Annotated in this window: 20 protein-coding genes and 3 tRNA genes; 10 read left to right on the top strand and 13 right to left on the bottom strand. The window is 67.0% G+C overall.

Going from position 1 to position 19,224, the window contains the following annotated elements; all coding sequences use genetic code 11:
• The first annotated feature begins 128 nt into the window (after window positions 1-128).
• Entirely contained in the window at window positions 129-326 is a 198-nt protein-coding gene (locus ASF43_RS14720) for a hypothetical protein (protein WP_056182341.1), read from the top strand.
• Between the two features lie 82 nt (window positions 327-408).
• On the opposite strand, the gene ASF43_RS14715 is transcribed toward ASF43_RS14720, so the two are convergent.
• The 8 genes from ASF43_RS14715 to folC all read right to left on the bottom strand — a co-directional run bounded on the left by ASF43_RS14715 (window position 409) and on the right by folC (window position 6,317).
• Window positions 409-485: transfer RNA gene (locus tag ASF43_RS14715), tRNA-Asp, on the bottom strand.
• A 47-nt stretch (window positions 486-532) separates the two neighbouring features.
• Window positions 533-608 (bottom strand) — tRNA-Glu (locus ASF43_RS14710).
• A 33-nt stretch (window positions 609-641) separates the two neighbouring features.
• Window positions 642-717 (bottom strand) — tRNA-Ala (locus ASF43_RS14705).
• A 74-nt stretch (window positions 718-791) separates the two neighbouring features.
• A complete protein-coding gene (gene gltX, locus ASF43_RS14700) occupies window positions 792-2,183 on the bottom strand; it encodes a glutamate--tRNA ligase (protein WP_056182338.1) in 1,392 nt (463 codons plus the stop codon).
• 25 nt (window positions 2,184-2,208) lie between these two features.
• On the bottom strand, window positions 2,209-3,714 hold the full coding sequence (gene purF / locus ASF43_RS14695; protein WP_056182334.1) for an amidophosphoribosyltransferase: 1,506 nt from the start codon (window positions 3,712-3,714) through the stop codon (window positions 2,209-2,211).
• Between the two features lie 44 nt (window positions 3,715-3,758).
• Window positions 3,759-4,244: a CvpA family protein gene (locus tag ASF43_RS14690; protein WP_056182332.1), complete on the bottom strand. Its 486-nt coding sequence runs from the start codon at window positions 4,242-4,244 to the stop codon at window positions 3,759-3,761.
• A 9-nt stretch (window positions 4,245-4,253) separates the two neighbouring features.
• The gene (locus tag ASF43_RS14685) at window positions 4,254-5,018 is read right to left on the bottom strand and encodes an SPOR domain-containing protein (RefSeq protein ID WP_056182329.1); all 765 of its coding nucleotides are present in this window, start codon (window positions 5,016-5,018) and stop codon (window positions 4,254-4,256) included.
• Window positions 5,019-5,027: 9 nt separating this feature from the next.
• Complete coding sequence (gene folC / locus ASF43_RS14680; RefSeq protein ID WP_056182327.1) at window positions 5,028-6,317, bottom strand: bifunctional tetrahydrofolate synthase/dihydrofolate synthase; 1,290 nt, start codon at window positions 6,315-6,317, stop codon at window positions 5,028-5,030.
• Between the two features lie 38 nt (window positions 6,318-6,355).
• Here folC and ASF43_RS14675 point away from each other — a divergent pair, with 38 nt between their 5' ends.
• Both ASF43_RS14675 and ASF43_RS14670 read left to right on the top strand, forming a co-directional pair.
• Window positions 6,356-6,703 (top strand): ArsC family reductase, encoded by a 348-nt coding sequence (locus tag ASF43_RS14675; protein ID WP_056182324.1) that lies wholly within the window; start codon window positions 6,356-6,358, stop codon window positions 6,701-6,703.
• A gap of 30 nt (window positions 6,704-6,733) precedes the next feature.
• On the top strand, window positions 6,734-7,060 hold the full coding sequence (locus ASF43_RS14670; protein ID WP_056182323.1) for a pyrimidine/purine nucleoside phosphorylase: 327 nt from the start codon (window positions 6,734-6,736) through the stop codon (window positions 7,058-7,060).
• Here the strand turns inward: ASF43_RS14670 and ASF43_RS14665 are convergent.
• Window positions 7,057-8,007: an IS481 family transposase gene (locus ASF43_RS14665; protein ID WP_056182319.1), complete on the bottom strand. Its 951-nt coding sequence runs from the start codon at window positions 8,005-8,007 to the stop codon at window positions 7,057-7,059. The two genes, ASF43_RS14670 and ASF43_RS14665, sit on opposite strands and share 4 nt — an antisense overlap.
• Before the next feature lie 98 nt (window positions 8,008-8,105).
• Window positions 8,106-9,158, bottom strand: coding sequence for a UDP-N-acetylmuramate dehydrogenase (gene murB, locus ASF43_RS14660; RefSeq protein WP_056182316.1), 1,053 nt, complete (start codon window positions 9,156-9,158; stop codon window positions 8,106-8,108).
• Window positions 9,159-9,252: 94 nt separating this feature from the next.
• Between murB and ASF43_RS14655 the strand changes: the two genes are divergently transcribed.
• Genes ASF43_RS14655 through ASF43_RS14645 form a run of 3 tightly spaced genes read left to right on the top strand, consistent with a single transcriptional unit; the run spans window position 9,253 to window position 11,389 of the window.
• Window positions 9,253-9,738, top strand: a complete 486-nt coding sequence (locus tag ASF43_RS14655; RefSeq protein WP_056182312.1) for a YajQ family cyclic di-GMP-binding protein — start codon at window positions 9,253-9,255, stop codon at window positions 9,736-9,738.
• Window positions 9,738-10,388 (top strand): TIGR02281 family clan AA aspartic protease, encoded by a 651-nt coding sequence (locus ASF43_RS14650; protein WP_056182308.1) that lies wholly within the window; start codon window positions 9,738-9,740, stop codon window positions 10,386-10,388. Before ASF43_RS14655 ends, ASF43_RS14650 begins: the two co-directional genes overlap by 1 nt.
• A 14-nt stretch (window positions 10,389-10,402) precedes the next feature.
• The gene (locus tag ASF43_RS14645; RefSeq protein ID WP_056182306.1) at window positions 10,403-11,389 is read left to right on the top strand and encodes an HD-GYP domain-containing protein; all 987 of its coding nucleotides are present in this window, start codon (window positions 10,403-10,405) and stop codon (window positions 11,387-11,389) included.
• On the opposite strand, the gene plsY is transcribed toward ASF43_RS14645, so the two are convergent.
• The 3 genes from plsY to ASF43_RS14630 are packed head-to-tail and all read right to left on the bottom strand — an operon-like array spanning window position 11,390 to window position 13,626.
• Complete coding sequence (gene plsY, locus ASF43_RS14640; protein ID WP_369803268.1) at window positions 11,390-12,022, bottom strand: glycerol-3-phosphate 1-O-acyltransferase PlsY; 633 nt, start codon at window positions 12,020-12,022, stop codon at window positions 11,390-11,392. It lies immediately after the preceding gene.
• A 45-nt stretch (window positions 12,023-12,067) separates the two neighbouring features.
• Complete coding sequence (gene ybaK, locus ASF43_RS14635; protein ID WP_056182298.1) at window positions 12,068-12,553, bottom strand: Cys-tRNA(Pro) deacylase; 486 nt, start codon at window positions 12,551-12,553, stop codon at window positions 12,068-12,070.
• An 8-nt stretch (window positions 12,554-12,561) separates the two neighbouring features.
• Window positions 12,562-13,626, bottom strand: a complete 1,065-nt coding sequence (locus ASF43_RS14630) for an aldo/keto reductase (RefSeq protein WP_056182295.1) — start codon at window positions 13,624-13,626, stop codon at window positions 12,562-12,564.
• 100 nt (window positions 13,627-13,726) lie between these two features.
• Between ASF43_RS14630 and ASF43_RS14625 the strand changes: the two genes are divergently transcribed.
• The 4 genes from ASF43_RS14625 to pepN all read left to right on the top strand — a co-directional run bounded on the left by ASF43_RS14625 (window position 13,727) and on the right by pepN (window position 19,207).
• Window positions 13,727-14,641, top strand: coding sequence for an alpha/beta fold hydrolase (locus ASF43_RS14625; protein WP_056182292.1), 915 nt, complete (start codon window positions 13,727-13,729; stop codon window positions 14,639-14,641).
• A gap of 116 nt (window positions 14,642-14,757) precedes the next feature.
• Window positions 14,758-15,862 (top strand): peptide chain release factor 2 gene (gene prfB / locus ASF43_RS14620; protein WP_156373317.1). Its coding sequence is split into 2 segments (ribosomal slippage): window positions 14,758-14,838 and window positions 14,840-15,862, totalling 1,104 coding nucleotides; the frame shifts between segments, so codons are not numbered across the junction.
• Window positions 15,859-16,533 carry an HAD family phosphatase gene (locus ASF43_RS14615; protein WP_056182287.1) on the top strand — a complete coding sequence of 225 codons (675 nt, stop codon included), beginning with the start codon at window positions 15,859-15,861 and terminating at the stop codon, window positions 16,531-16,533. The genes prfB and ASF43_RS14615 overlap by 4 nt, the downstream gene beginning before the upstream one ends.
• On the top strand, window positions 16,517-19,207 hold the full coding sequence (gene pepN / locus ASF43_RS14610) for an aminopeptidase N (RefSeq protein WP_056182285.1): 2,691 nt from the start codon (window positions 16,517-16,519) through the stop codon (window positions 19,205-19,207). The genes ASF43_RS14615 and pepN overlap by 17 nt, the downstream gene beginning before the upstream one ends.
• Window positions 19,208-19,224: the final 17 nt, after the last annotated feature.

The following is a 19,224-nucleotide window of genomic DNA, read 5'->3' as shown; positions in this document are numbered from 1 at the left end:
GTGGGCTTGCAGCGGTGTTATGTGCGCCGCGCTGGGCCCGCAGCGCCTCGGCTGACAGCAGGACACCCTGGACTTGCACACCGCCGCGCACCAGCCGGCGAAACAATAGGGGCCACGAAAGGAAACCCATGTCCAACCCCTGGCTCAAGAAAAACCCGTTGATGAGCATGTGGCTGAGCGCCGCCAACTCGGTTGCCGGCTCGGCACGCGGCCATGCCACCGCCCAGGTCAAGCGTGCCAGCAAGACCGCTACCACCAAGGCCACGCGCAACCTGTTGGATCTGTGGACGCTGGCGCCAGCCAGCAACCGCAAGCGCCGCCGCTGAGCGGGCGGTAGCAAAGCTGCTCACAAGCGGACGCACAACGGAAAACGGGTTACGCAACTTCTTGCGTAACCCGTTGACTTTTTGGCGGAGTGGACGGGACTCGAACCCGCGACCCCCGGCGTGACAGGCCGGTATTCTAACCAACTGAACTACCACTCCTGGTAGGTAGCTTCGACCGTCTTGCGACGATCCAAGCGCTACAAACTTGGCGACCCTACGGGGATTCGAACCCCGGTACCTACCGTGAAAGGGTAGTGTCCTAGGCCTCTAGACGATAGGGTCAAAACCTTGGTACTTCCCATCTCGATGCTCACTTGGTGGAGGTAAGCGGGATCGAACCGCTGACCTCTTGCATGCCATGCAAGCGCTCTCCCAGCTGAGCTATACCCCCTTGGGTGTTACGTCAGGCTTTCGTTTTTCAACTCTAGCCTGCGCTGCATCGAGCCTCGAATTATAGAACGAATTTCAGTCCGTTTTCAATCTTCCGAGCACAACTTTTTTAGAGAACAGTGCCAGCACAGCATCCAGCGATGGCGTCTGGGCCGTGCCCATCACCAGGACGCGCACGGGCATCGCCAGTTGCGGCATCTTGAGGCCGTGCTGGGACAAAGTCTCCTTGATGGCTGCTGCAATGGATGGCTTGTCCCATGCCGTGTCGGCAAGCTTGCCGGCCAATGCGGCAATCGCGGGTCGTACGGAGTCCGTCACGTGCTGCGCGACCTCCTCGGGCCGGGGCTGCACATCGGCGTAGAAAGCTGCAGCCCATTCGGCCAGCGCGACCGTCGTGTCGCAGCGGTCCTTGAACAAGCCACAGATCGCCGGCAGCCGCTCGTCTGCCACCAAGCCACGGCGCTCCAGTTGCGCGGCCACGAGCGGTGCCAACTGCTCGTCGGGCATAGCCTTCAGATGCTGGGCATTCACCCAGCGTAGCTTTGCTTCGTCGAACTGCGCGGCGCTGCGGCCCAGGTGGTCCAGGTTGAACCACTCCAGGAACTGCGCGCGGCTGAAGATCTCGTCATCGCCGTGGCTCCAGCCCAGGCGTGCCAGGTAGTTCACCATGGCATCGGGCAAGTAGCCCTCGACGGCGTATTGCGTCACGGCCTTGGCACCGTTGCGCTTGCTCATCTTCTCGCCCAGCTCGTTCAGCACGGTGGGCAGATGGGCATAGACCGGCGGCTCCTTGCCGAGCGCGCGGAAGATGTTGATCTGGCGCGGCGTGTTGTTCACATGGTCGTCACCGCGGATGACGTGCGTGATCCCCATGTCGATGTCGTCGACCACGACGCAGAAGTTGTATGTCGGCGTTCCGTCAGGTCGCGCGATGACCAGATCGTCCAGCTCGTCGTTGCTGATCTCGATGCGGCCCTTGACCTTGTCCTCCCAGACAACGGAACCGGTCTGCGGGTTGCGAAAGCGCAGCACGGGCTGCACGCCTTCAGGCACAGGCGGCAAGGTCTTGCCGGGCTCGGGCCGCCAGGTGCCGTCGTAGCGCGGCTTTTCCTTGGCCTGCGTCTGCCGCTCGCGCAGCGCATCGAGCTCGGCCATGCTCATGTAACAGGGGTAAACGCTGCCGGCGGCGACCAGATCGGCCAGCACCTGCTTGTAGCGCTCCATGCGCTGCATCTGGAAGAACGGTCCTTCGTCGTGGTCCAGGCCCAGCCAGCGCATGCCCTCGACGATCACATCGACAGCCTGCTGCGAGGAGCGCTCCACGTCGGTGTCCTCGATGCGCAACACGAACACACCGCCAGTGGCGCGTGCGAACGCCCAGGGGTACAGGGCCGAGCGGATGTTGCCCAGGTGGATGAAGCCGGTCGGCGATGGCGCGAAGCGCGTGCGGATGGTTGGCGTGGACATGGTGCGGATCGGACAGGTCAGGGGGTCAGGCGGCTTCGGCGTTGGGTAAGGCCAGGCGGGAACTGTCTTCCTGGTTCTCTTCGCTGCCACCGACGCGGCGCTCGTTCAGGCGCGCGATGTCGCCGTCCGAGATGTCGCCGGTTACGTAGACACCGTCGAAGCAGGACGCATCGAAGCCGACGATGGCCGGGTTCAGCGAGCCGATGGCCTTCTTCATGCCGTCCACGTCCTGGTAGATCAGCGCATCGCAGCCGATGATGGCGCGGATCTCGTCCACGCTGCGGCCATGCGCGACCAGCTCGTCCTTGGTCGGCATGTCGATGCCGTAGACGTTGGGGTAACGCACCGGCGGCGCGGCGCTGGCCAGGTACACCTTGCGGGCGCCGGCATCGCGCGCCATCTGCACGATCTCGCGGCTGGTCGTGCCGCGCACGATGGAGTCGTCCACCAGCAGCACATTGCGGCCCTTGAATTCGCTGCCGATCACATTGAGCTTTTGCCGCACCGACTTCTTGCGCACTTCCTGCCCGGGCATGATGAACGTGCGACCGACATAGCGGTTTTTCACGAAGCCTTCGCGGTAGGAGATGCCGAGCAGGTGCGCCAGCTGCATCGCGCTCGGGCGGCTGGATTCGGGGATCGGAATCACCACGTCGATGTCCTTGGGCGGCACGGTGGAAATCACGCGCTTGGCCAGGGCCTCGCCCAGGTTCAACCGGGCCTGGTAGACCGAGATACCGTCCATGACGGAATCGGGCCGCGCCAGGTAGACGAACTCGAAGATGCAGGGATGCAGGGCAGGCTTGTCGGCGCACTGCTCGGCATGCACTTGGCCTTCCAGGTCGATGAACACGGCCTCGCCGGGCTGCAGGTTGCGCTCGAACTCATGGCCCGTGCCTTCCAATGTGACGGACTCGCTGGCCACCATCACGGTGTCGCCATTGCGGCCCAGGCTCAGCGGGCGGATGCCGTAGGGGTCGCGGAACGCCAACAAGCCATGGCCGGCGATCGAGGCGATGACGGCGTACGAGCCGCGCAGGCGCTTGTGCACGCTGCGCACGGCGGCGAACACCTCGGCCGGCTTGAGCACCCCCCCGCGCGTGGAGCCCTCCAGTTCGTTGGCCAGGATGTTCAGCAGCACTTCCGAATCGCTCTCGGTATTGATGTGCCGGTGGTCGGTGCTGAACAGCTCAGCCTTGAGCGCATGCGCGTTGGTGAGGTTGCCGTTGTGCACCAGCACGATGCCGAAAGGCGCGTTCACATAGAAGGGCTGGGCCTCTTCCTCGCTGTAGGCGTTTCCGGCCGTGGGATAGCGCACCTGGCCCAGGCCGCAATTGCCCGGCAGCGAGCGCATGTTGCGCGTGCGGAACACGTCGCGCACCATGCCCTTGGCCTTGTGCATGAAGAACTTGCGCTCCTGCTGCGTGACGATGCCTGCCGCGTCCTGGCCGCGGTGCTGCAGCAGCAGCAGCGCGTCATAGATCAGCTGATTGACAGGTGCATTGCTGACGACACCGACGATTCCACACATAGGATTGTTCCTGCAAGATTGGCGCGGCCGTCAGGCCACGAAGGTCAGGGTAGAAACCTGGCGTACTCGACAGGCAGTGCCTGCCGGAGTGCATGCAGCGCCGAGACCACGACGTCCGCACCCGCGGACTCCTGCCACCACGCCTGGCGCTGCAGCGGCGTACTGGAGATGATGACGCCGGCCGCCAGAATCAAGATGGCGCCGCGCAACAGGCCGAAGACCATGCCCAGCACGCGGTCCACGGGCCGCAGGCCCACAGCCTGCACGAGCCGCTTCACGAGCGCCGTGACCAACCCGCAGGCAAAGGCGACCAACACGAAGATCAGAGCGAATGCCGCCACATACCGGATCGTCGCCGACGCATCCCCGATCGGCAGATGCGGCCCCACATCGGGGGCAAATCGCTGCGCCAGCACGAAGGCGACCACCCAGCCCAGCACCGACAAGACCTCGAACACCAGGCCGCGCCAGGCGCCCAGCACCATGGAGCAGACCAGAACAGCCAGCAGTACCCAGTCGAAGGTCGGCATGCACGGCGATCAGAGCGTGAGCACCGATACGGGCAGGCTCAGGCTCTTGATCTGCGCCGCGGCCTTGTCGGCTTCGGCGCGCTGCGCATACGGCCCCACGCGCACGCGGATGCGCTTGCCTTCCTTGGTTTCGACCACCTGGGTGTAGGTTTTGAGGCCGGCACGCTCCAGCTTGGTGCGGGTCTCGCGGGCTTTCTCGGCATCGGCGAACGCGCCGACCTGCAGGATGAAACGCTCCTGCCCCTCGGCCGCGGGAGACTTGCCGTCGAGCAGCGCACGGGCCTTGGCGCCATCGTCGGCCGATGCGGGCGTGCTGGCAGCGGCCTTGGCTTCCACCTTGCGCTCGACCTTCGGTTCTGCCCTGTGTTCGGGCGCCGGCTGCTTGTCTTCCTTGGGCGGCGCATGGCGTGCGCTCTTGTCGGCCACCACTTCCTCCTTGGCGGCCAGGCTGGCATCGGCCGTGACCTTGTCCTGCACAGGAGCCGCGGCCGCTGCCGAGGCTGCCGGCGCGGGCTCCGCCGTACCGATCTTGCCGCCCGCGCCCAAAGGGCGCGTCTTTTCGCGGTCGGGGATCTCGATCGGGATATCGACCTGGATCGGCCGCGGCTGGGTGTCAAACAGCAGGGGGAAGCCGAGCACGCCGATCAGCACCAGCACCGTGGCGCCGATGAGCCGGTGCCGCGCGCGGCGGCGCATGTCGTCGATGGTTTCCGCGGGCGTCGGCGCTTGGTCTTCGCCCTTCTGGCCACGCGCGCGAAACTTGAAAAAAGCCATGGAGTGAGCTCAGGGACCGAGGTGTTTGGCGTGCAATTTGGGGAGGCCTTGCTCCAGCACGCCACCTACGGTCAGAAACGACCCGAAGGCGAGGATTCTATCAGCGGGGGCCGCCTGGGCGACCGCTGCCTCCATGGCCTGCGTGGGGCCGGGATATGTGCCGGCGACCACGTCTTTGCGGGTGTTGATTTCGTGCCAGGCATGCATCAGATCGTCGGCGCGCGCCGCGCGCGGCGTCGGCAGGTCGCAGAAGTACCAATGCTCCACCAAGGGCGCCATGCGCTGCAGGATGCCTGCGATGTCCTTGTCGGCCATGGCACCGAACACGGCATGCGTGGCCGGGAAGAAGCCCATGGCATCCAGGTTCGCGGCCAGCGCGGCGACGGCATGCGGGTTATGTGCCACGTCCAGCACCAGCGCGGGCTGGCCCGGCACGATCTGGAAGCGGCCCGGCAACTCGACCATCGCCAGGCCCGTGCGCACAGCCTGGGCCGTGATCGGCAGACGCTCGCGCAGCGCGGTGAGCGCGGCCAGCACGCCGGCCGCATTGACGAGCTGGTTCGCACCGCGCAGCGCGGGGTAGGCCAGGCCGCTGTAACGCTTGCCACGGCCGGCCCAAGACCATTGCTGCTGGTCGCCCGTGAAGTTGAAATCCACGCCCGAGCGCCACAGGTCGGCGCCGATGGTCTCTGCGTGCTGCACGACGCTGGCAGGTGGCATGGGGTCGCTGACGATGGCCGGCCGGCCGGCGCGCATGATGCCGGCCTTCTCGAAGCCGATGGCTTCGCGGTCGGGGCCCAGGAACTCCATGTGGTCCAGGTCGATGCTGGTCACGATGGCGCAGTCGGCATCGATGATGTTGACGGCGTCCAGCCGGCCTCCGAGGCCGACTTCCAGGATCGCCACGTCCAGACCGGCAGCGGCCATGCAGCGCAGGATGGCCAGGGTCGTGAACTCGAAATAGGTGAGCGCGACATCGCCACGCGAGGCCTCGACCGCGGCGAAGTGCGGCAGCAGTTCTGCCTCGGTCACCACCGTGCCCGCGATGCGGCAGCGCTCCTCGAAGCGCACGAGGTGGGGCGAGGTGTAGACGCCAGTGCGCCAACCCGCATGCCCGGCGATGGATTCCAGCATGGCGCAGGTCGAGCCCTTGCCGTTGGTGCCCGCCACCGTGATGACGGGGCATTCGAAGCGCAGGCCCATGCGCTCGGCCACCGTGCGGACGCGGTCCAGGCCAAGCGCGATGGCGCTGGTGTGCAGTTGCTCGCAGTGCGCGAGCCATTCGGCAAGACTGTGCATCGACGGATTGTCGCAAAGCCCTCGCCATAATCGCCCGCATGATCACGATGTACGGTATTGCGAACTGCGACACGGTCAAGAAGGCACGCAACTGGCTGGCCGAGCACGGCGTGGACCACGCCTTCCATGACTTCAAGAAGTCGGGCGTGCCCCCTGTGTTGGACGACTGGATCGCGCAAGCCGGCTGGGAGGCCTTGCTGAACCGCAAGGGCACGACCTGGCGCAAGCTGCCGCCCGACGACCAGGCCGGCGTGACCGACGCCGCCAGCGCTGCCGCGCTGATGCGCGCTCAGCCCAGCGTGATCAAGCGCCCCGTCGTCGACTGGAACGGCCGCCAGCTCACGGTCGGCTTCGCGCCCGACACCTGGGCCGGGCTGCGCGACTGACCCTTTCCCTTCTCTCACTCCAAACTTTCCATGACCACCAACAGCATCGACGGCGTGGCCGTCACCACCAAGGCCAGTGTCTACTTCGACGGCAAATGTGTGAGCCACGGCATCACCTTTCCCGATGGCACCAGGAAGAGTGTGGGCGTGATCCTGCCGGCCGAGCTGACCTTCAGCACCGGTGCGCCCGAGATCATGGAAGGCGTGGGCGGCAGCTGCGAATACCGGCTGGCAGGCAGCGAGGCCTGGGTGAAGTCAGGCGAAGGCGAAAAGTTCAGCGTGCCGGGTAACACGACGTTCGACATCCGCGTGACGGCCGAGTCCGGCCCCTACCACTACGTCTGCCACTTCGGCTAGATGTGAAGTGTCAAGAGGTTCTTTCGAGGCATCGAGAGACGCGAAATGGGCGCCACGAGATCAATCCCGTGGTGCGGTCGGTGCCAGTTATAGAAATGAGTCCAAAGCGGCAAGGCCGCACAGCGCTGCTGTGAGGTCTCGTACGTGTGCCCATAAGCCCACTCGCGCAGGGCAGACTGAATGAACCTCTCGGCTTTCCCATTGGTCTGCGGACGATAGGCCCGTGTGAACTTTTGGGTGATGCCCAGCTCCAGGCACGCCTGGCCGAACAGCGCCGATCGGAACGACATGCCGTTGTCCGTCAGTACGCGTTGGATGGGCACACGCAAGCTGGTGAAGTAGCCCACCGCGGCCCGCAGGAACGCTTCGGCGCTGATCTTCGTCTCGTCGGGGTAGACCTGCGTAAAGGCCAGCCGGTTGTGATCGTCCACGGCCACGAAGACGTAGTCCCAGCCGACGTTTCGCCCGCGCTGGGTCCGATCGCCGGTGATGCGGTGGCCGACCTGCTCGAAGCGCCCCAGCTTCTTGATGTCGATGTGCAGCAGCTCACCGGGGTTCTCGCGCTCGTAGCGTTGCACGGGCTCGTTGGGCCGCAGATCGCTCAGCCGCGACAGTCCTGCACGACGCAGAACACGGCTGACCGTTGCCTTGGACACGCCCATGTACGCGGCGATATGGGCTTGCAGGTACAGCTTGCGCCGCAGCTCCTCGATGGCAAGCGCGACATGCGGCTCGATGGTGCGCGGTGACTTCTCGGGCCGCGAGGACTTGTCCAGCAGACCATCGGCCCCGTCCGCCAGGTAGCGCGCCTGCAACTTGCGTGCAGTCACGGCGCTGACGCCATGCTTGGCGCCCGCCTCTGATGCGCTCAAGCCACGTTCTATGAGGTCTTGGACCATCTCCAGGCGACGCAGGTAGGTCAATCGGGCATTCTTATGGGTGTTCATTCGGTTTGGAAATTTGAGTTGACTGGGGGTTTGGCGATTTCCAGTCTCTCAGAACCTCTCCGGGTGAACACCCGCAACAACCTATTGGAACTTCACAGCTAGACGACGACTGGCTCTGGTTCGAGCCGGATGCCGAAGCGCTCGTAGACGCTGGTCTGGATCGCACGCGCCAGAGTCATCACCTCACCGCCGGTTACCGGGTCGGTGTCGCCGCCACGGTTGACCAGCACCAGCGCCTGCTTGTCGTAAACGCCGGCGTTGCCGACCGTCTTGCCCTTCCAGCCGCAGGCGTCGATGAGCCAACCGGCCGCCAGCTTCACGGTGCCGTTGGGCAGCAGGTAGTGCACCACGCGTGGATCGCGCGCAATGATGTCGGCGCACTGCTCGGGCGTGACCGTGGGGTTCTTGAAGAAGCTGCCGGCGTTGCCCAGCACACGCGGGTCGGGCAGCTTGTGGCGCCGGATGTCGCAGACCCAGTGGTAGATCTGCTGCGCCGTCGGCTCGGCGATGCCGGTCTCATGGCGCTTGCGCTCCAGGTCCAGGTAGCCCAGCACCGGCTTCCAGGGCTTGGGCAGGCGCATGCGAACCCGCGTGATCAACGCGCGGCCGGCCAGGCCGAAATCCGACAGCTCGGCTGCAGCATGCTTGAAGACCGAGTCGCGGTAACCGAACGCGCACTGGGCGGCGTCCAGCGTGAAGGTCTTGCCGGTCGCCAGATCGATTGCATCCAGCGACTCGAAGCGGTCCTGCAACTCCACGCCGTAGGCGCCGATGTTCTGCACCGGCGAGGCGCCGACCGTGCCCGGGATCAGCGCCAGGTTCTCCAGGCCGGGGTGCCCATTGGCGAGCGTCCAGGCCACGAAGTCGTGCCAGTTCTCGCCGGCGCCGGCTTCCACGATCCAGGCCCGGTCGGTTTCCTGAACCAGGCGCCGGCCCATGACCTCGACCTTGAGCACCACGGGCCGCACGTCGCCGGTCAGCACGATGTTGCTGCCCCCGCCCAGCACGAATTTGGGCGCGGCGGCCAGCACCGGATCGGCCAGCAGCGCGGCTACGTCGGCCTCGCTGGCCACGCGCACCAGCGTCTGCGCGCGCGCGACGATGCCGAAGGCGTTGTAGGCCCGCAAGGGGACATTCTTCTCGACTAACATCCGGGAATTGTCGCATCGCATGCTGGCCATGGCGCCCCTGCAGTCCGCGCCGAGGGGTCCCCCAGCGGGCCAGCACAACCCCAGGAACTCATACATGCCCTCTTTCGATACCGTCTGTGAAGCCGACCTCGTGAAGGTCAAGAACGCCGTGGACAACAGCGCCAAGGAAATCGGCACGCGCTTCGATTTCAAGGGCACGTCCGCCTCGATCGAGCTCAAGGACAAGGAGATCACAGTCATCGGCGACGCCGATTTCCAGCTCGACCAGATCGCCGACGTGCTGCGCAACAAGCTGACCAAGCAAGAGGTGGACGTGCGCTTCCTCGAATTCGGCGACCTGCAGAAGATCGGCGGCGACAAGGTCAAGCGCGTGATCAAGGTGCGCAACGGCATCGAAGCCGAGCTGGCCAAGAAGATCCAGCGCCTGATCAAGGACAGCAAGATGAAGGTGCAGGCCGCCATCCAGGGCGACGCCGTGCGCGTGACCGGTGCCAAGCGCGACGACCTGCAGGGCGCGATGGCGCTGATTCGCAAGGACGTGGCCGACGTCCCGCTGTCGTTCAACAACTTCCGGGACTGATGGCTCTGCGCCTGCCCCCTACCACCGCGGCCCTGCTGGCGGCGGCGCTGTGGGGCCAGGCATCCGCGCAGACCGTGGGGCTGGCCGGTGTCATGGGCCAGCGCGCGCTGCTGATGGTCGATGGCGGCACCCCGCGCAGCGTGGCCGTGGGCGACAGCTACCAGGGCATCAAGGTCGTGGCGCTTCGAGGCGACCAGGCGGATCTGGAGATCGGCGGCAAGCGCCTCACGCTGCGCATGGGCGAGTCGCCGGCCAGTGTCGGCGCGCGCGGCACGGCAGGCACCACGCGCATCGTGCTGACCTCCGACAGCCGCGGCCACTTCATCAGCCAGGGCCGTATCAACGGCAAGCTCATGCAGTTCATGGTGGACACCGGCGCGACCACGCTGGCCATCAGCGCACCGGAGGCCGAACGCATGGGCATCGCCTACAGGAACGGCCAGCCGGTGAACATGAGCACGGCGAACGGCGTGGCCCAGGGCTGGCGCGTGCAGCTGGACACCGTGCGCGTGGGCGACGTCGAACTGAGCGGCCTGGAAGCCGTGGTCGTGCCGATGCCGCTGCCCTATGTGCTGCTGGGCAACAACTTCCTGGGCCGTTTCCAGATGACGCGCAGCAACGAGCAGATGGTGCTGGAACGGCGCCCTTGAACGGCAGGCCGCCGATGCAGACCGCCCTCCCCCCACCGCAGGACGCGGACTACGAGGACCTGCTGGGCCTGTGGTCCGACCTCGAAGCCGGGTTGGACACCGTGCTGCGGCGACCCCACCGCATCCCTGACTTCATGGCCAAGGTGCGCCAGTACGACCGCTGGATGCAGGACCTGCTGCGCCAGGACACCGACATCGGCCTGTACGTGCTGTTCCAGCTCGCCGCCGACCGCTCGCTGGGCTACAGCAGCGCCCATGCGCTGATCTGCGCCGTGCTGTGCCATGTGCTGGCGCAGGAGTTGGCCCTGCCCGAGCCGGAGCGCGACAGCCTGGTGGGCGCGGCCATGACCATGAACACGGCCATGACCGAACTGCAGAACCAGTTGGCCGACCAACCCGACAAGCTCGACGCAGTGCAACGGCACAGCGTGCTGATGCATGCCGCAGACGGCGAGCGGCTGCTGGCCGAGGTCGGCGTGGCCGACCGGCTCTGGCTGGACGTGGTCGCCAGGCACCACGAGGCGGCGCCGGCATCGGCGGCGCTGGATGCTTTGCCCACCGCCCTGCGCCTGGCCCACATCCTGCAGGTGGTGGACCGCTACGCCGCGATGATCAGCCCGCGCCGCACCCGCGCCGGGCGCAGCGTGACCGACACGGTGCGCGCGATGATGACCCGCTCCGAAGGGCTGCGCGACCCGGTCGGCTTCGCTCTCGTGCGCGCCGTGGGCCTGTGCCCGCCCGGAACCTTCGTGCGCATGGAGACGGGAGAGATGGCCGTGGTGCTGCGCCGCGGCGCCAAGCCCAACCACCCGCTGGTGGCCATGGTGACCAACCGCGTGGGCGGCAAGCTGTCGGCACCGCGCCTGCACCGCACGGCCAGCGGCAGCCCGACCATCCAGTCCGCGCTGACCCATGACCTGGTGCGCAACCACGGGCGCTTCAACCACCAGGCCCTGGTGCGCCTGGGCCTGCACGCCGAGCGCATGCACCGCGGGTCTTGACTACTTCTTCTTGCCCTGCCCGAGCCTGGACTCGCGGCCCTGCAGCAGCCGCGTGACGTTCTCGCGGTGCCGCATGAACAGCAGCATGGCCATCACCACCAGCATCAGCGCGATGCGCTTGTCCATGTACCAGGCCAGGCCGTTGCCGAACACGTAGTAAACCGGCGCGAACACGGCAGCGACCAACGAGGCCAGCGACGAGTAGCGGAAGAAGAAGGCGATGATCAGCCAGGTGGCGGCGCAGGCCAGGCCCAGCACCCAGTCCACGCCAAACAGGACGCCCAGCGCGGTGGCCACGCCCTTGCCGCCCTGGAAGCGGAAGAAGACCGGGTACAGATGGCCCAGGAACGCGGCCAGGCCGACCAGGGCCACCGTGCCCTCCTCCATGCCAATGGGCCTGCCGTACCAGCCGACCAGCGCCACGGGAAGCCAGCCCTTGAGCCCGTCCAGCAGCAGCGTCACCAGCGCGGCCGGCTTGCTGCCCGAGCGCAGCACGTTGGTTGCACCCGGGTTCTTGCTGCCGTAGGTGCGCGGGTCGGACAGGCCCATCACGCGGCTCACGATCACGGCAAACGACAGCGAGCCCAGCAGGTAGGCGAGCACGGTGGCGATGAGGGGGTTCAGGTTCTGCAAGGTGTCTCCCGTGGGCGGGCGCATTGTGCCAGCGCGCCTGCGAGGCTAGAGCGGCAGGCCGCACTGCACGGGTGTGGCGCCCAGCAGCTTCACGCACACATCGGGCGCGATGCCGACCAGGTAGCCACGCCGCCCGCCGTTGATGGCGATGCGCGGCAGGGCCAGCACGGTTTCCTCGATGTAGACCGGCATGCGCTTTTTCGTGCCGAACGGCGAGGTGCCGCCGACCAGGTAGCCGCTGTGCCGGTTCGCCACCTCGGGCGTGCAAGCCTCGACCGACTTGGCGCCGATCTGGCGCGCCAGGTTCTTGGTCGACACCTTGCGGTTGCCGTGCATCAGCACGATCAGCGGCCTGGCGTCCTGGTCCTGCATCACCAGGGTCTTGACGACCGTGAACGGGTCCAGGCCCAGCACCTCGGCGCTGTGCTGGGCACCGCCATGTTCCAGGTAGTCGTAGGGATGCTCGGTGAACGCCACTTTGTGCGCGCGCAGCAGCTGCGTGGCCGGCGTCTCCGAGACATGCTTGGCCATGGGCCGCCCTACTGCGCCGGGTTGCCCAGCGCCTGGTGCATCGCGTCCAGCTCGGCCAGCACACCGGCCGGCAGCTCGGTCGAGAACGCAGCCACGTCTTCCTCCAGCTGCGCAACGCTGGTCACGCCCACGATGGTGCTGGCCACCTGCCATTTGCTGCGGCAAAAGGCGAGCGCCAGCTGCACCGGCGTCAGGCCGTGCTGCCGCGCCAGCGCGTTGTAGCGCCGCGCCGCGGCCAGAGCCGCTTCGCGGCCCCAGCGACCCGAGCGCACGGAGGCATAGCGCGCGATGCGGGCCTGCTCCGGCGCCTGCGGACCGCTCGTGCCGCCCGCGTCGTATTTGCCGGTCAGCAGGCCGAAGCCCAGCGGCGAATAGGCCAGCAACGCCACGTCCAGCCGGTGCAGCGTCTCGTCCAGGGCTTCTTCGACGCTGCGGTTGATCAGGCAGTAGGCGTTCTGCACCGTCGCCACGCGCGCCAGGCCATGGGCCTCGGCCAGGCGCACGAACTCGTGCACGCCGTACGGCGTTTCGTTGGACAGGCCGATGGCGCGCACCTTGCCCGCCCGCACCAGGCTGTCCAGCGCGCGCAGTTGCTCCTCGATGGCGGGCGCGGGCTTGTCCTGCGTCGGGTCGAAATAGCGGGCGCCGAAGGCCGGCAGGTTGCGTGCCGGCCAGTGCAGCTGGTAGAGGTCGATCACGTCGGTGCGCAGGCGCTTCAAGCTCATCTCGCAGGACTCGACGATGTCGCTGGCCTTGAACTCGTCGCGACCGTGGCGGATCCACGGCATGCCGCGCGGCGGGCCGGCGGCCTTGGTCGCCAGCAGCACGCGCTGGCGCACGCCGGGCCTGGCCGCGAACCAGTCGCCCAGGATGGTCTCGGTCGCGCCATACGTCTCGGCGCGCGCCGGCACGGCGTACATCTCGGCCGTGTCGATGAAGTTGATGCCGAGCTCCAGCGAGCGGTCCAGGATGGCGTGGGCGCTGGCGGCATCGACCTGCTCGCCGAAGGTCATGGTGCCCAGGCAAAGGGGCGTCACGTGCAGGCCGCTGCGGCCCAGGGGAACAGTACGCATGTGGTTCGTCGGGATGGGAGATGGAAGGCGGACGAGTTTCGCAGTTTTCATGTCGCCGGCTGGACGGCCTGCGCCCTGCCCGCTCGCTACCATCGCCCGCATGTACCAGCCCATCCGCGCCTCACGCAGCGAATACGTGCCCATCCGCAACCTGCGCTACCACGTGCGCGTCTGGGGCGAGCCCAGTCCGGGCCAGGTGCCGCTGGTCATGGTCCATGGCTGGATGGACGTGTCGGCTTCCTGGCAGTTCGTGGTGGACGCGCTGGCCCGCGACCGTTACGTGATCGCACCCGACTGGCGCGGCTACGGCCAGACGACGGCCGACCCGGTGGACAACTACTGGTTTGCCGACTACCTGGCCGACCTGGACTTCCTGCTCGACCACTACGCGAAGGACCAGCCCGTCGACCTGGTCGGCCACAGCATGGGCGGCAACGTGGCCATGATGTATGCCGGCGTCCAACCGGCGCGCATCCGGCGCCTGGTCAACCTGGAAGGCTTCGGCTCGCCGCGCAGCCGGGCCGACGAAGCGCCGGGCCGCTATGCCAAGTGGATGGCCGAGCTCAAGCAGTTCCACCGCGGCGAGATGGGGCTGGCGCCCTACGACTCTGCCGACGGCGTCGCGCGCCGGCTCATGAAGACCAACAGGCGCTTGGCGCAGGACAAGGCCGACTGGCTGGCCCGGCACTGGGCGCAAGCCACCACGCGCGCCGACGGCACGACCGAATGGCGCATCCAGGGCGACCCGGCGCACAAGATCGTGTTCGCCCAGGCCATGCGCGTGGACGAGGTGCTGGCGCTGTACGGCGCGATCACGGCGCCGGTGCTCGCCGTCGAAGCATCCGACGACAGCCTGGCCGGCTGGTGGAAGGGCCGCTACAGCCTGGACGAATACCACGAGCGCCTGGAAAGCATCGCCCAGTGCACGGTGGCGCGGGTGGAGGATGCCGGCCACATGCTGCAGCACGACCAGCCGCTGGCCGTGGCACAGCTTCTGGAGAAGTTTTTTCATTGAGCGAGCCAACACCCTGCCGCGCCAGGGCCAGGCGCGCGCCTTCGGGCTGCCCGCGGGAACGCGTGAGAAAATCGCCGGCTCGCCGCAAGGCCCCTCTTTTTTGAATCGAGAACACCATGGAAGCAGAACGCATCAACCAGATCGGCGCCCAATTGACGGACCTGTCCGCGCGCAGCCTCGAGTTACGGGGGTATCTTTGACTACGATGCCAAAGCCGAGCGCCTGAGGACGGTCAACGCCTCGCTGGAAGACCCGACGGTCTGGAACGACCCGAAGAAGGCCCAGGAACTGGGCAAGGAAAAGAAGGCGCTGGACGACGTCGTGCTGACGCTGCAGCGCCTGGAGCGTGAACTGGCGGACAACTCCGAGCTGTTCGAGATGAGCAAGGAGGAAGGCGACGTCGCCGGCCTCGAGACCATCGCGGCCGAAGGCGCCAAGCTGGCCAAGGAAGTCGAGGCGCTGGAGTTCCGCCGCATGTTCAACAACCCGGCCGACCCGCTGAACGCCTTCGTCGACATCCAGGCCGGCGCCGGCGGCACCGAGGCCTGCGATTGGGCCAGCATGCTGCTGCGCCAGTACCTCAAGTACGCCGAGCGCAAGGGCTTCAAGACCACGGTGGAAGACGAGTCGCCGGGCGACACCGCCGGCATCAAGGGCGCGACCATCAAGGTCGAGGGCGAATACGCATTCGGCCTGCTGCGCACCGAGACCGGGGTGCACCGCCTGGTGCGCAAGTCGCCGTTCGACAGCTCGGGCGGGCGCCACACCAGCTTTGCCAGCATCTTCGTGTACCCGGAGATCGACGACTCCATCGAGATCGAGATCAATCCGTCCGACGTGCGCACCGACACCTTCCGCGCATCCGGCGCCGGCGGCCAGCACATCAACAAGACCGACTCGGCCGTGCGGCTCACGCACATCCCGACCGGCATCGTCGTGCAATGCCAGGACGGCCGCAGCCAGCACAGCAACCGCGACGTGGCGTGGAAGCGGCTGCGCTCGCGCCTGTACGACCACGAGATGCGCAAGCGCCAGGAAGAGCAGCAAAAGCTCGAAGACAGCAAGACCGACGTGGGCTGGGGCCACCAGATCCGCAGCTACGTGCTGGACAACAGCCGCATCAAGGACCTGCGCACCAACGTCGAGATCTCGGCCACGCAAAAGGTGCTGGACGGCGACCTGGACGCATTCATCGAAGCATCCCTGAAGCAAGGCGTATGAAAACAGAAGCTCTCATCTTCGACATGGACGGCACCATGGTCGACTCCATGCCCTGGCACGCCCAATCCTGGGTTGCGTTCTGCCGCAAGTACGGCATCCAGATGGAGGCTTCCGAGATCCTGGCGCGCACTACGGGGCGCACCGGCACCGAATGCATGGCCGAGGTGTTCGGCCGCACGCTGGGCGAGGCTGAAGCGCTGGCCTTCGTGCACGAGAAGGAAGAGATCTACCGCGCGCTGTTCGCCGAGCGCTTCAGCGAGGTCGCCGGCTTCACGGCCTTTGCGCGCCAGGCCGCCGCGCACGGCCTGAAGCTGGCCGTGGGCACGGCCGGCGACAGGCACAACATCGAATTCGTGATGTCGCGCCTGTCCATGGATCCGCTGCCGCTGGCCATCGTCGGAGGTGACGAGGGCCTCACGGGGAAGCCCACGCCGGCCATCTTCCTGGAGGCGGCGCGCCGCATCGGCGTGGCGCCCGAGCGCTGCATCGTTTTCGAGGACGCACCCTTCGGCATCGAGGCCGCACGCCGCGGTGGCATGCGGGCCGTGGCCGTGTGCAGCACGCATTCCGTTGAAGAACTCGCCGGCCCGCACGTGGTCGCCGCCGTGCGCGATTACCACGAACTCGCCCAATCAAATTTTCTGGAGAAGCTCGATGTTGCAATCGCGTGATGCGCTGGCCCCGCCGGTGACCGTGCGCCGCCAGGACTACCAGGCGCCAGCGTTCTGGATCGACACGGTCGACCTGTGCTTCGACCTGGACCCGGCCAAGACGCGGGTACTGAACAAGATGGTGCTGCGCCGCAACCCGGACGTGCCGGCCCAGGCGCTGCGGCTGGACGGCGAGGAGCTGAACCTGGCCCGCGTGCTGGTCAACGGCCAGGGGGCATCGTTCCGCATCGATGGCGGCCAGCTCGTCCTGGAGAGCCTACCCTCGGCGGAAGACGGCCCGTTCTCGCTGGAGATCTTCACCACCTGCGCGCCGGCCAAGAACACCAAGCTGATGGGCCTGTACGTCAGCAACGACTCCTTCTTCACCCAGTGCGAAGCCGAAGGCTTTCGCCGCATCACGTACTACCTGGACCGTCCCGACGTGATGGCCAGCTTCACCGTCACCTTGCGCGCCGACAAGTCCAAGTACCCGGTGCTGCTGTCCAACGGCAACCTGGTCGAGCACGGGCCGCTGACGGGCGAGGGCAACGAGAACCGCCACTTCGCCAAGTGGGTGGACCCGTTTCGCAAGCCCAGCTATCTTTTCGCGCTGGTGGCCGGCAAGCTGGTGGCGCGCGAGCAGCGCATCCGCTCGCGCCTGGGCGGCGACCATTTGCTGCAGGTCTACGTGCGCCCGGGCGACCTGGACAAGACCGAGCACGCCATGCAGTCGCTAATGGCGTCCGTGGCGTGGGACGAAGCCCGCTTCGGCCTGCCACTGGACCTGGAGCGCTTCATGATCGTGGCGACCAGCGACTTCAACATGGGGGCCATGGAGAACAAGGGCCTCAACATCTTCAACACCAAGTACGTGCTGGCCAACCAGGCCACGGCCACCGACACCGATTTCTCGAACATCGAGAGCGTGGTCGGCCACGAGTACTTCCACAACTGGACCGGCAACCGCGTGACCTGCCGCGACTGGTTTCAGCTGTCGCTCAAGGAAGGCCTCACGGTGTTCCGCGACCAGGAGTTCAGCCAGGACCTGTGCGCCGAGCCTTCCGCCCGTGCCGTCAAGCGCATCGAGGACGTGCGTGTGCTGCGCACCGCGCAGTTCCCCGAAGACGCCGGCCCCATGGCGCACCCGGTGCGGCCCGACAGCTACGTCGAGATCAACAACTTCTACACCGTCACGATCTACGAGAAGGGTGCGGAGGTCGTGCGCATGATGCAGACGCTGGTCGGCCGCGCGGGCTTTGCCAGGGGCATGACGCTGTACTTCGAGCGCCACGATGGCCAGGCCGTGACGTGCGACGACTTCGCACAGGCCATCGCCGACGCGAACCCCGACTCGGAACTGGCGCGCCTGTTGCCGCAGTTCAAGCGCTGGTACAGCCAGGCCGGCACGCCGCGCGTGCAGGCCGCCGGCCAGTTCGACGCGGGCACCGGCCGCTACACGCTGACGCTCACGCAAAGCTGCGCGCCGACGCCCGACCAGGGCTACAAGGAGCCCTTCGTGATCCCGGTCGCGCTGGGCCTGCTGGCCACCGATGGCAGCGCGGTCGAGACGCAGGTACCGCCCCTGTTCGTCATGACCGAGCCCTCGCACCAGCTGCACTTCGATGGCCTGGCCGCCGAGCCCGTGCCATCGCTGCTGCGCGGCTTCTCTGCACCGGTGGTGCTGGACATCGACTACACCGATGCGCAGCTGCTGACCCTGCTGGCACACGACACCGACCCGTTCAACCGCTGGGAAGCAGGCCAACGCCTGGCATTGCGCCGTGCGCTGAAGGCCATCGGCGACGCGGGCTTCACGCCCGAACAGCCGCCGCTGGACGAGGCCTTCATCGACGCCATGCGCAGCGTGCTGCGCCACCCGACGCTGGACGCGGCCTTCAAGGACCTGGTCCTGACGCTGCCGTCGGAGACCTACCTGGCCGAGCAGCTCGAGGTGGTCGACCCGCAGCGCATCCACGCCGTGCGCGAGGCCATGCGCGCGCAACTGGCCACGGCGCTGGCCGCCGACTGGGAATGGGCCTTCGACACGCACGAGGACAACGGCGCCTACCAGCCCGACCCGACCTCGTCCGGCCGGCGCGCGCTGGCAGGCCTGGCGCTGTCGCAGCTGTGCCTGGCAGCGCGCGCGAGCGGCGACGCCGTGTGGCCCGGCAAGGCCTACCAGCGCTTCAAGGACGCCGGCAACATGACCGACCGCTTCAACGCGCTGTCGGCCCTGGTGTCGAGCGAGCACGCGCTGGCCGCACAGGCGCTGCAGCGCTTCCACGCGCTGTTCAAAGACGAGGCGCTGGTGCTGGACAAGTGGTTCGCGCTGCAGGCCGGCCGCACCGACCGCAACGGCAACGTGCTGCCCGCCGTCAAGCAGCTCATGCAGCACCCGGACTTCAACCTGCGCAACCCGAACCGCGCGCGCAGCGTGATCTTCAGCTACTGCAGCGGCAACCCGGGCGGCTTCCACCGCGCGGACGCGGCCGGCTACCGGTTCTGGAGCGAGCGCGTCATCGAGCTGGACGGCATCAACCCACAGGTCGCGGCGAGGCTGGCGCGTGCGCTGGACCGCTGGAAGAAGCTGGCCGAGCCCTACCGCACGGCGGCGCGCGAAGCGCTGGCCCGCGTAGCGGCCAAACCCGACCTCAGCAACGACGTGCGCGAAGTCGTCACGCGTGCGCTGGACTGATTTCTCACTTCCAAGGA

It is taken from the genome of Pseudorhodoferax sp. Leaf267, from assembly GCF_001422405.1.
Classification (GTDB): domain Bacteria; phylum Pseudomonadota; class Gammaproteobacteria; order Burkholderiales; family Burkholderiaceae_C; genus Pseudorhodoferax.
The sequence above is the reverse complement of the archived record's forward strand: the minus strand, read 5'-3'. Positions and strand labels throughout refer to the sequence as shown.

Coding starts and splice junctions, on each gene's coding strand:
- ASF43_RS14670 (WP_056182323.1), top strand. CDS start 6,734: ATGACCACCAACAGCATCGACGGCGTGGCCGTCACCACCAAGGCCAGT.
- ASF43_RS14655 (WP_056182312.1), top strand. CDS start 9,253: ATGCCCTCTTTCGATACCGTCTGTGAAGCCGACCTCGTGAAGGTCAAG.
- ASF43_RS14630 (WP_056182295.1), bottom strand. CDS start 13,626: ATGCGTACTGTTCCCCTGGGCCGCAGCGGCCTGCACGTGACGCCCCTT.
- ASF43_RS14650 (WP_056182308.1), top strand. CDS start 9,738: ATGGCTCTGCGCCTGCCCCCTACCACCGCGGCCCTGCTGGCGGCGGCG.
- ASF43_RS14665 (WP_056182319.1), bottom strand. CDS start 8,007: ATGAACACCCATAAGAATGCCCGATTGACCTACCTGCGTCGCCTGGAG.
- ybaK (WP_056182298.1), bottom strand. CDS start 12,553: ATGGCCAAGCATGTCTCGGAGACGCCGGCCACGCAGCTGCTGCGCGCG.
- murB (WP_056182316.1), bottom strand. CDS start 9,158: ATGTTAGTCGAGAAGAATGTCCCCTTGCGGGCCTACAACGCCTTCGGC.
- ASF43_RS14685 (WP_056182329.1), bottom strand. CDS start 5,018: ATGGCTTTTTTCAAGTTTCGCGCGCGTGGCCAGAAGGGCGAAGACCAA.
- ASF43_RS14615 (WP_056182287.1), top strand. CDS start 15,859: ATGAAAACAGAAGCTCTCATCTTCGACATGGACGGCACCATGGTCGAC.
- pepN (WP_056182285.1), top strand. CDS start 16,517: ATGTTGCAATCGCGTGATGCGCTGGCCCCGCCGGTGACCGTGCGCCGC.
- ASF43_RS14645 (WP_056182306.1), top strand. CDS start 10,403: ATGCAGACCGCCCTCCCCCCACCGCAGGACGCGGACTACGAGGACCTG.
- ASF43_RS14690 (WP_056182332.1), bottom strand. CDS start 4,244: ATGCCGACCTTCGACTGGGTACTGCTGGCTGTTCTGGTCTGCTCCATG.
- gltX (WP_056182338.1), bottom strand. CDS start 2,183: ATGTCCACGCCAACCATCCGCACGCGCTTCGCGCCATCGCCGACCGGC.
- purF (WP_056182334.1), bottom strand. CDS start 3,714: ATGTGTGGAATCGTCGGTGTCGTCAGCAATGCACCTGTCAATCAGCTG.
- ASF43_RS14625 (WP_056182292.1), top strand. CDS start 13,727: ATGTACCAGCCCATCCGCGCCTCACGCAGCGAATACGTGCCCATCCGC.
- ASF43_RS14675 (WP_056182324.1), top strand. CDS start 6,356: ATGATCACGATGTACGGTATTGCGAACTGCGACACGGTCAAGAAGGCA.
- folC (WP_056182327.1), bottom strand. CDS start 6,317: ATGCACAGTCTTGCCGAATGGCTCGCGCACTGCGAGCAACTGCACACC.
- ASF43_RS14720 (WP_056182341.1), top strand. CDS start 129: ATGTCCAACCCCTGGCTCAAGAAAAACCCGTTGATGAGCATGTGGCTG.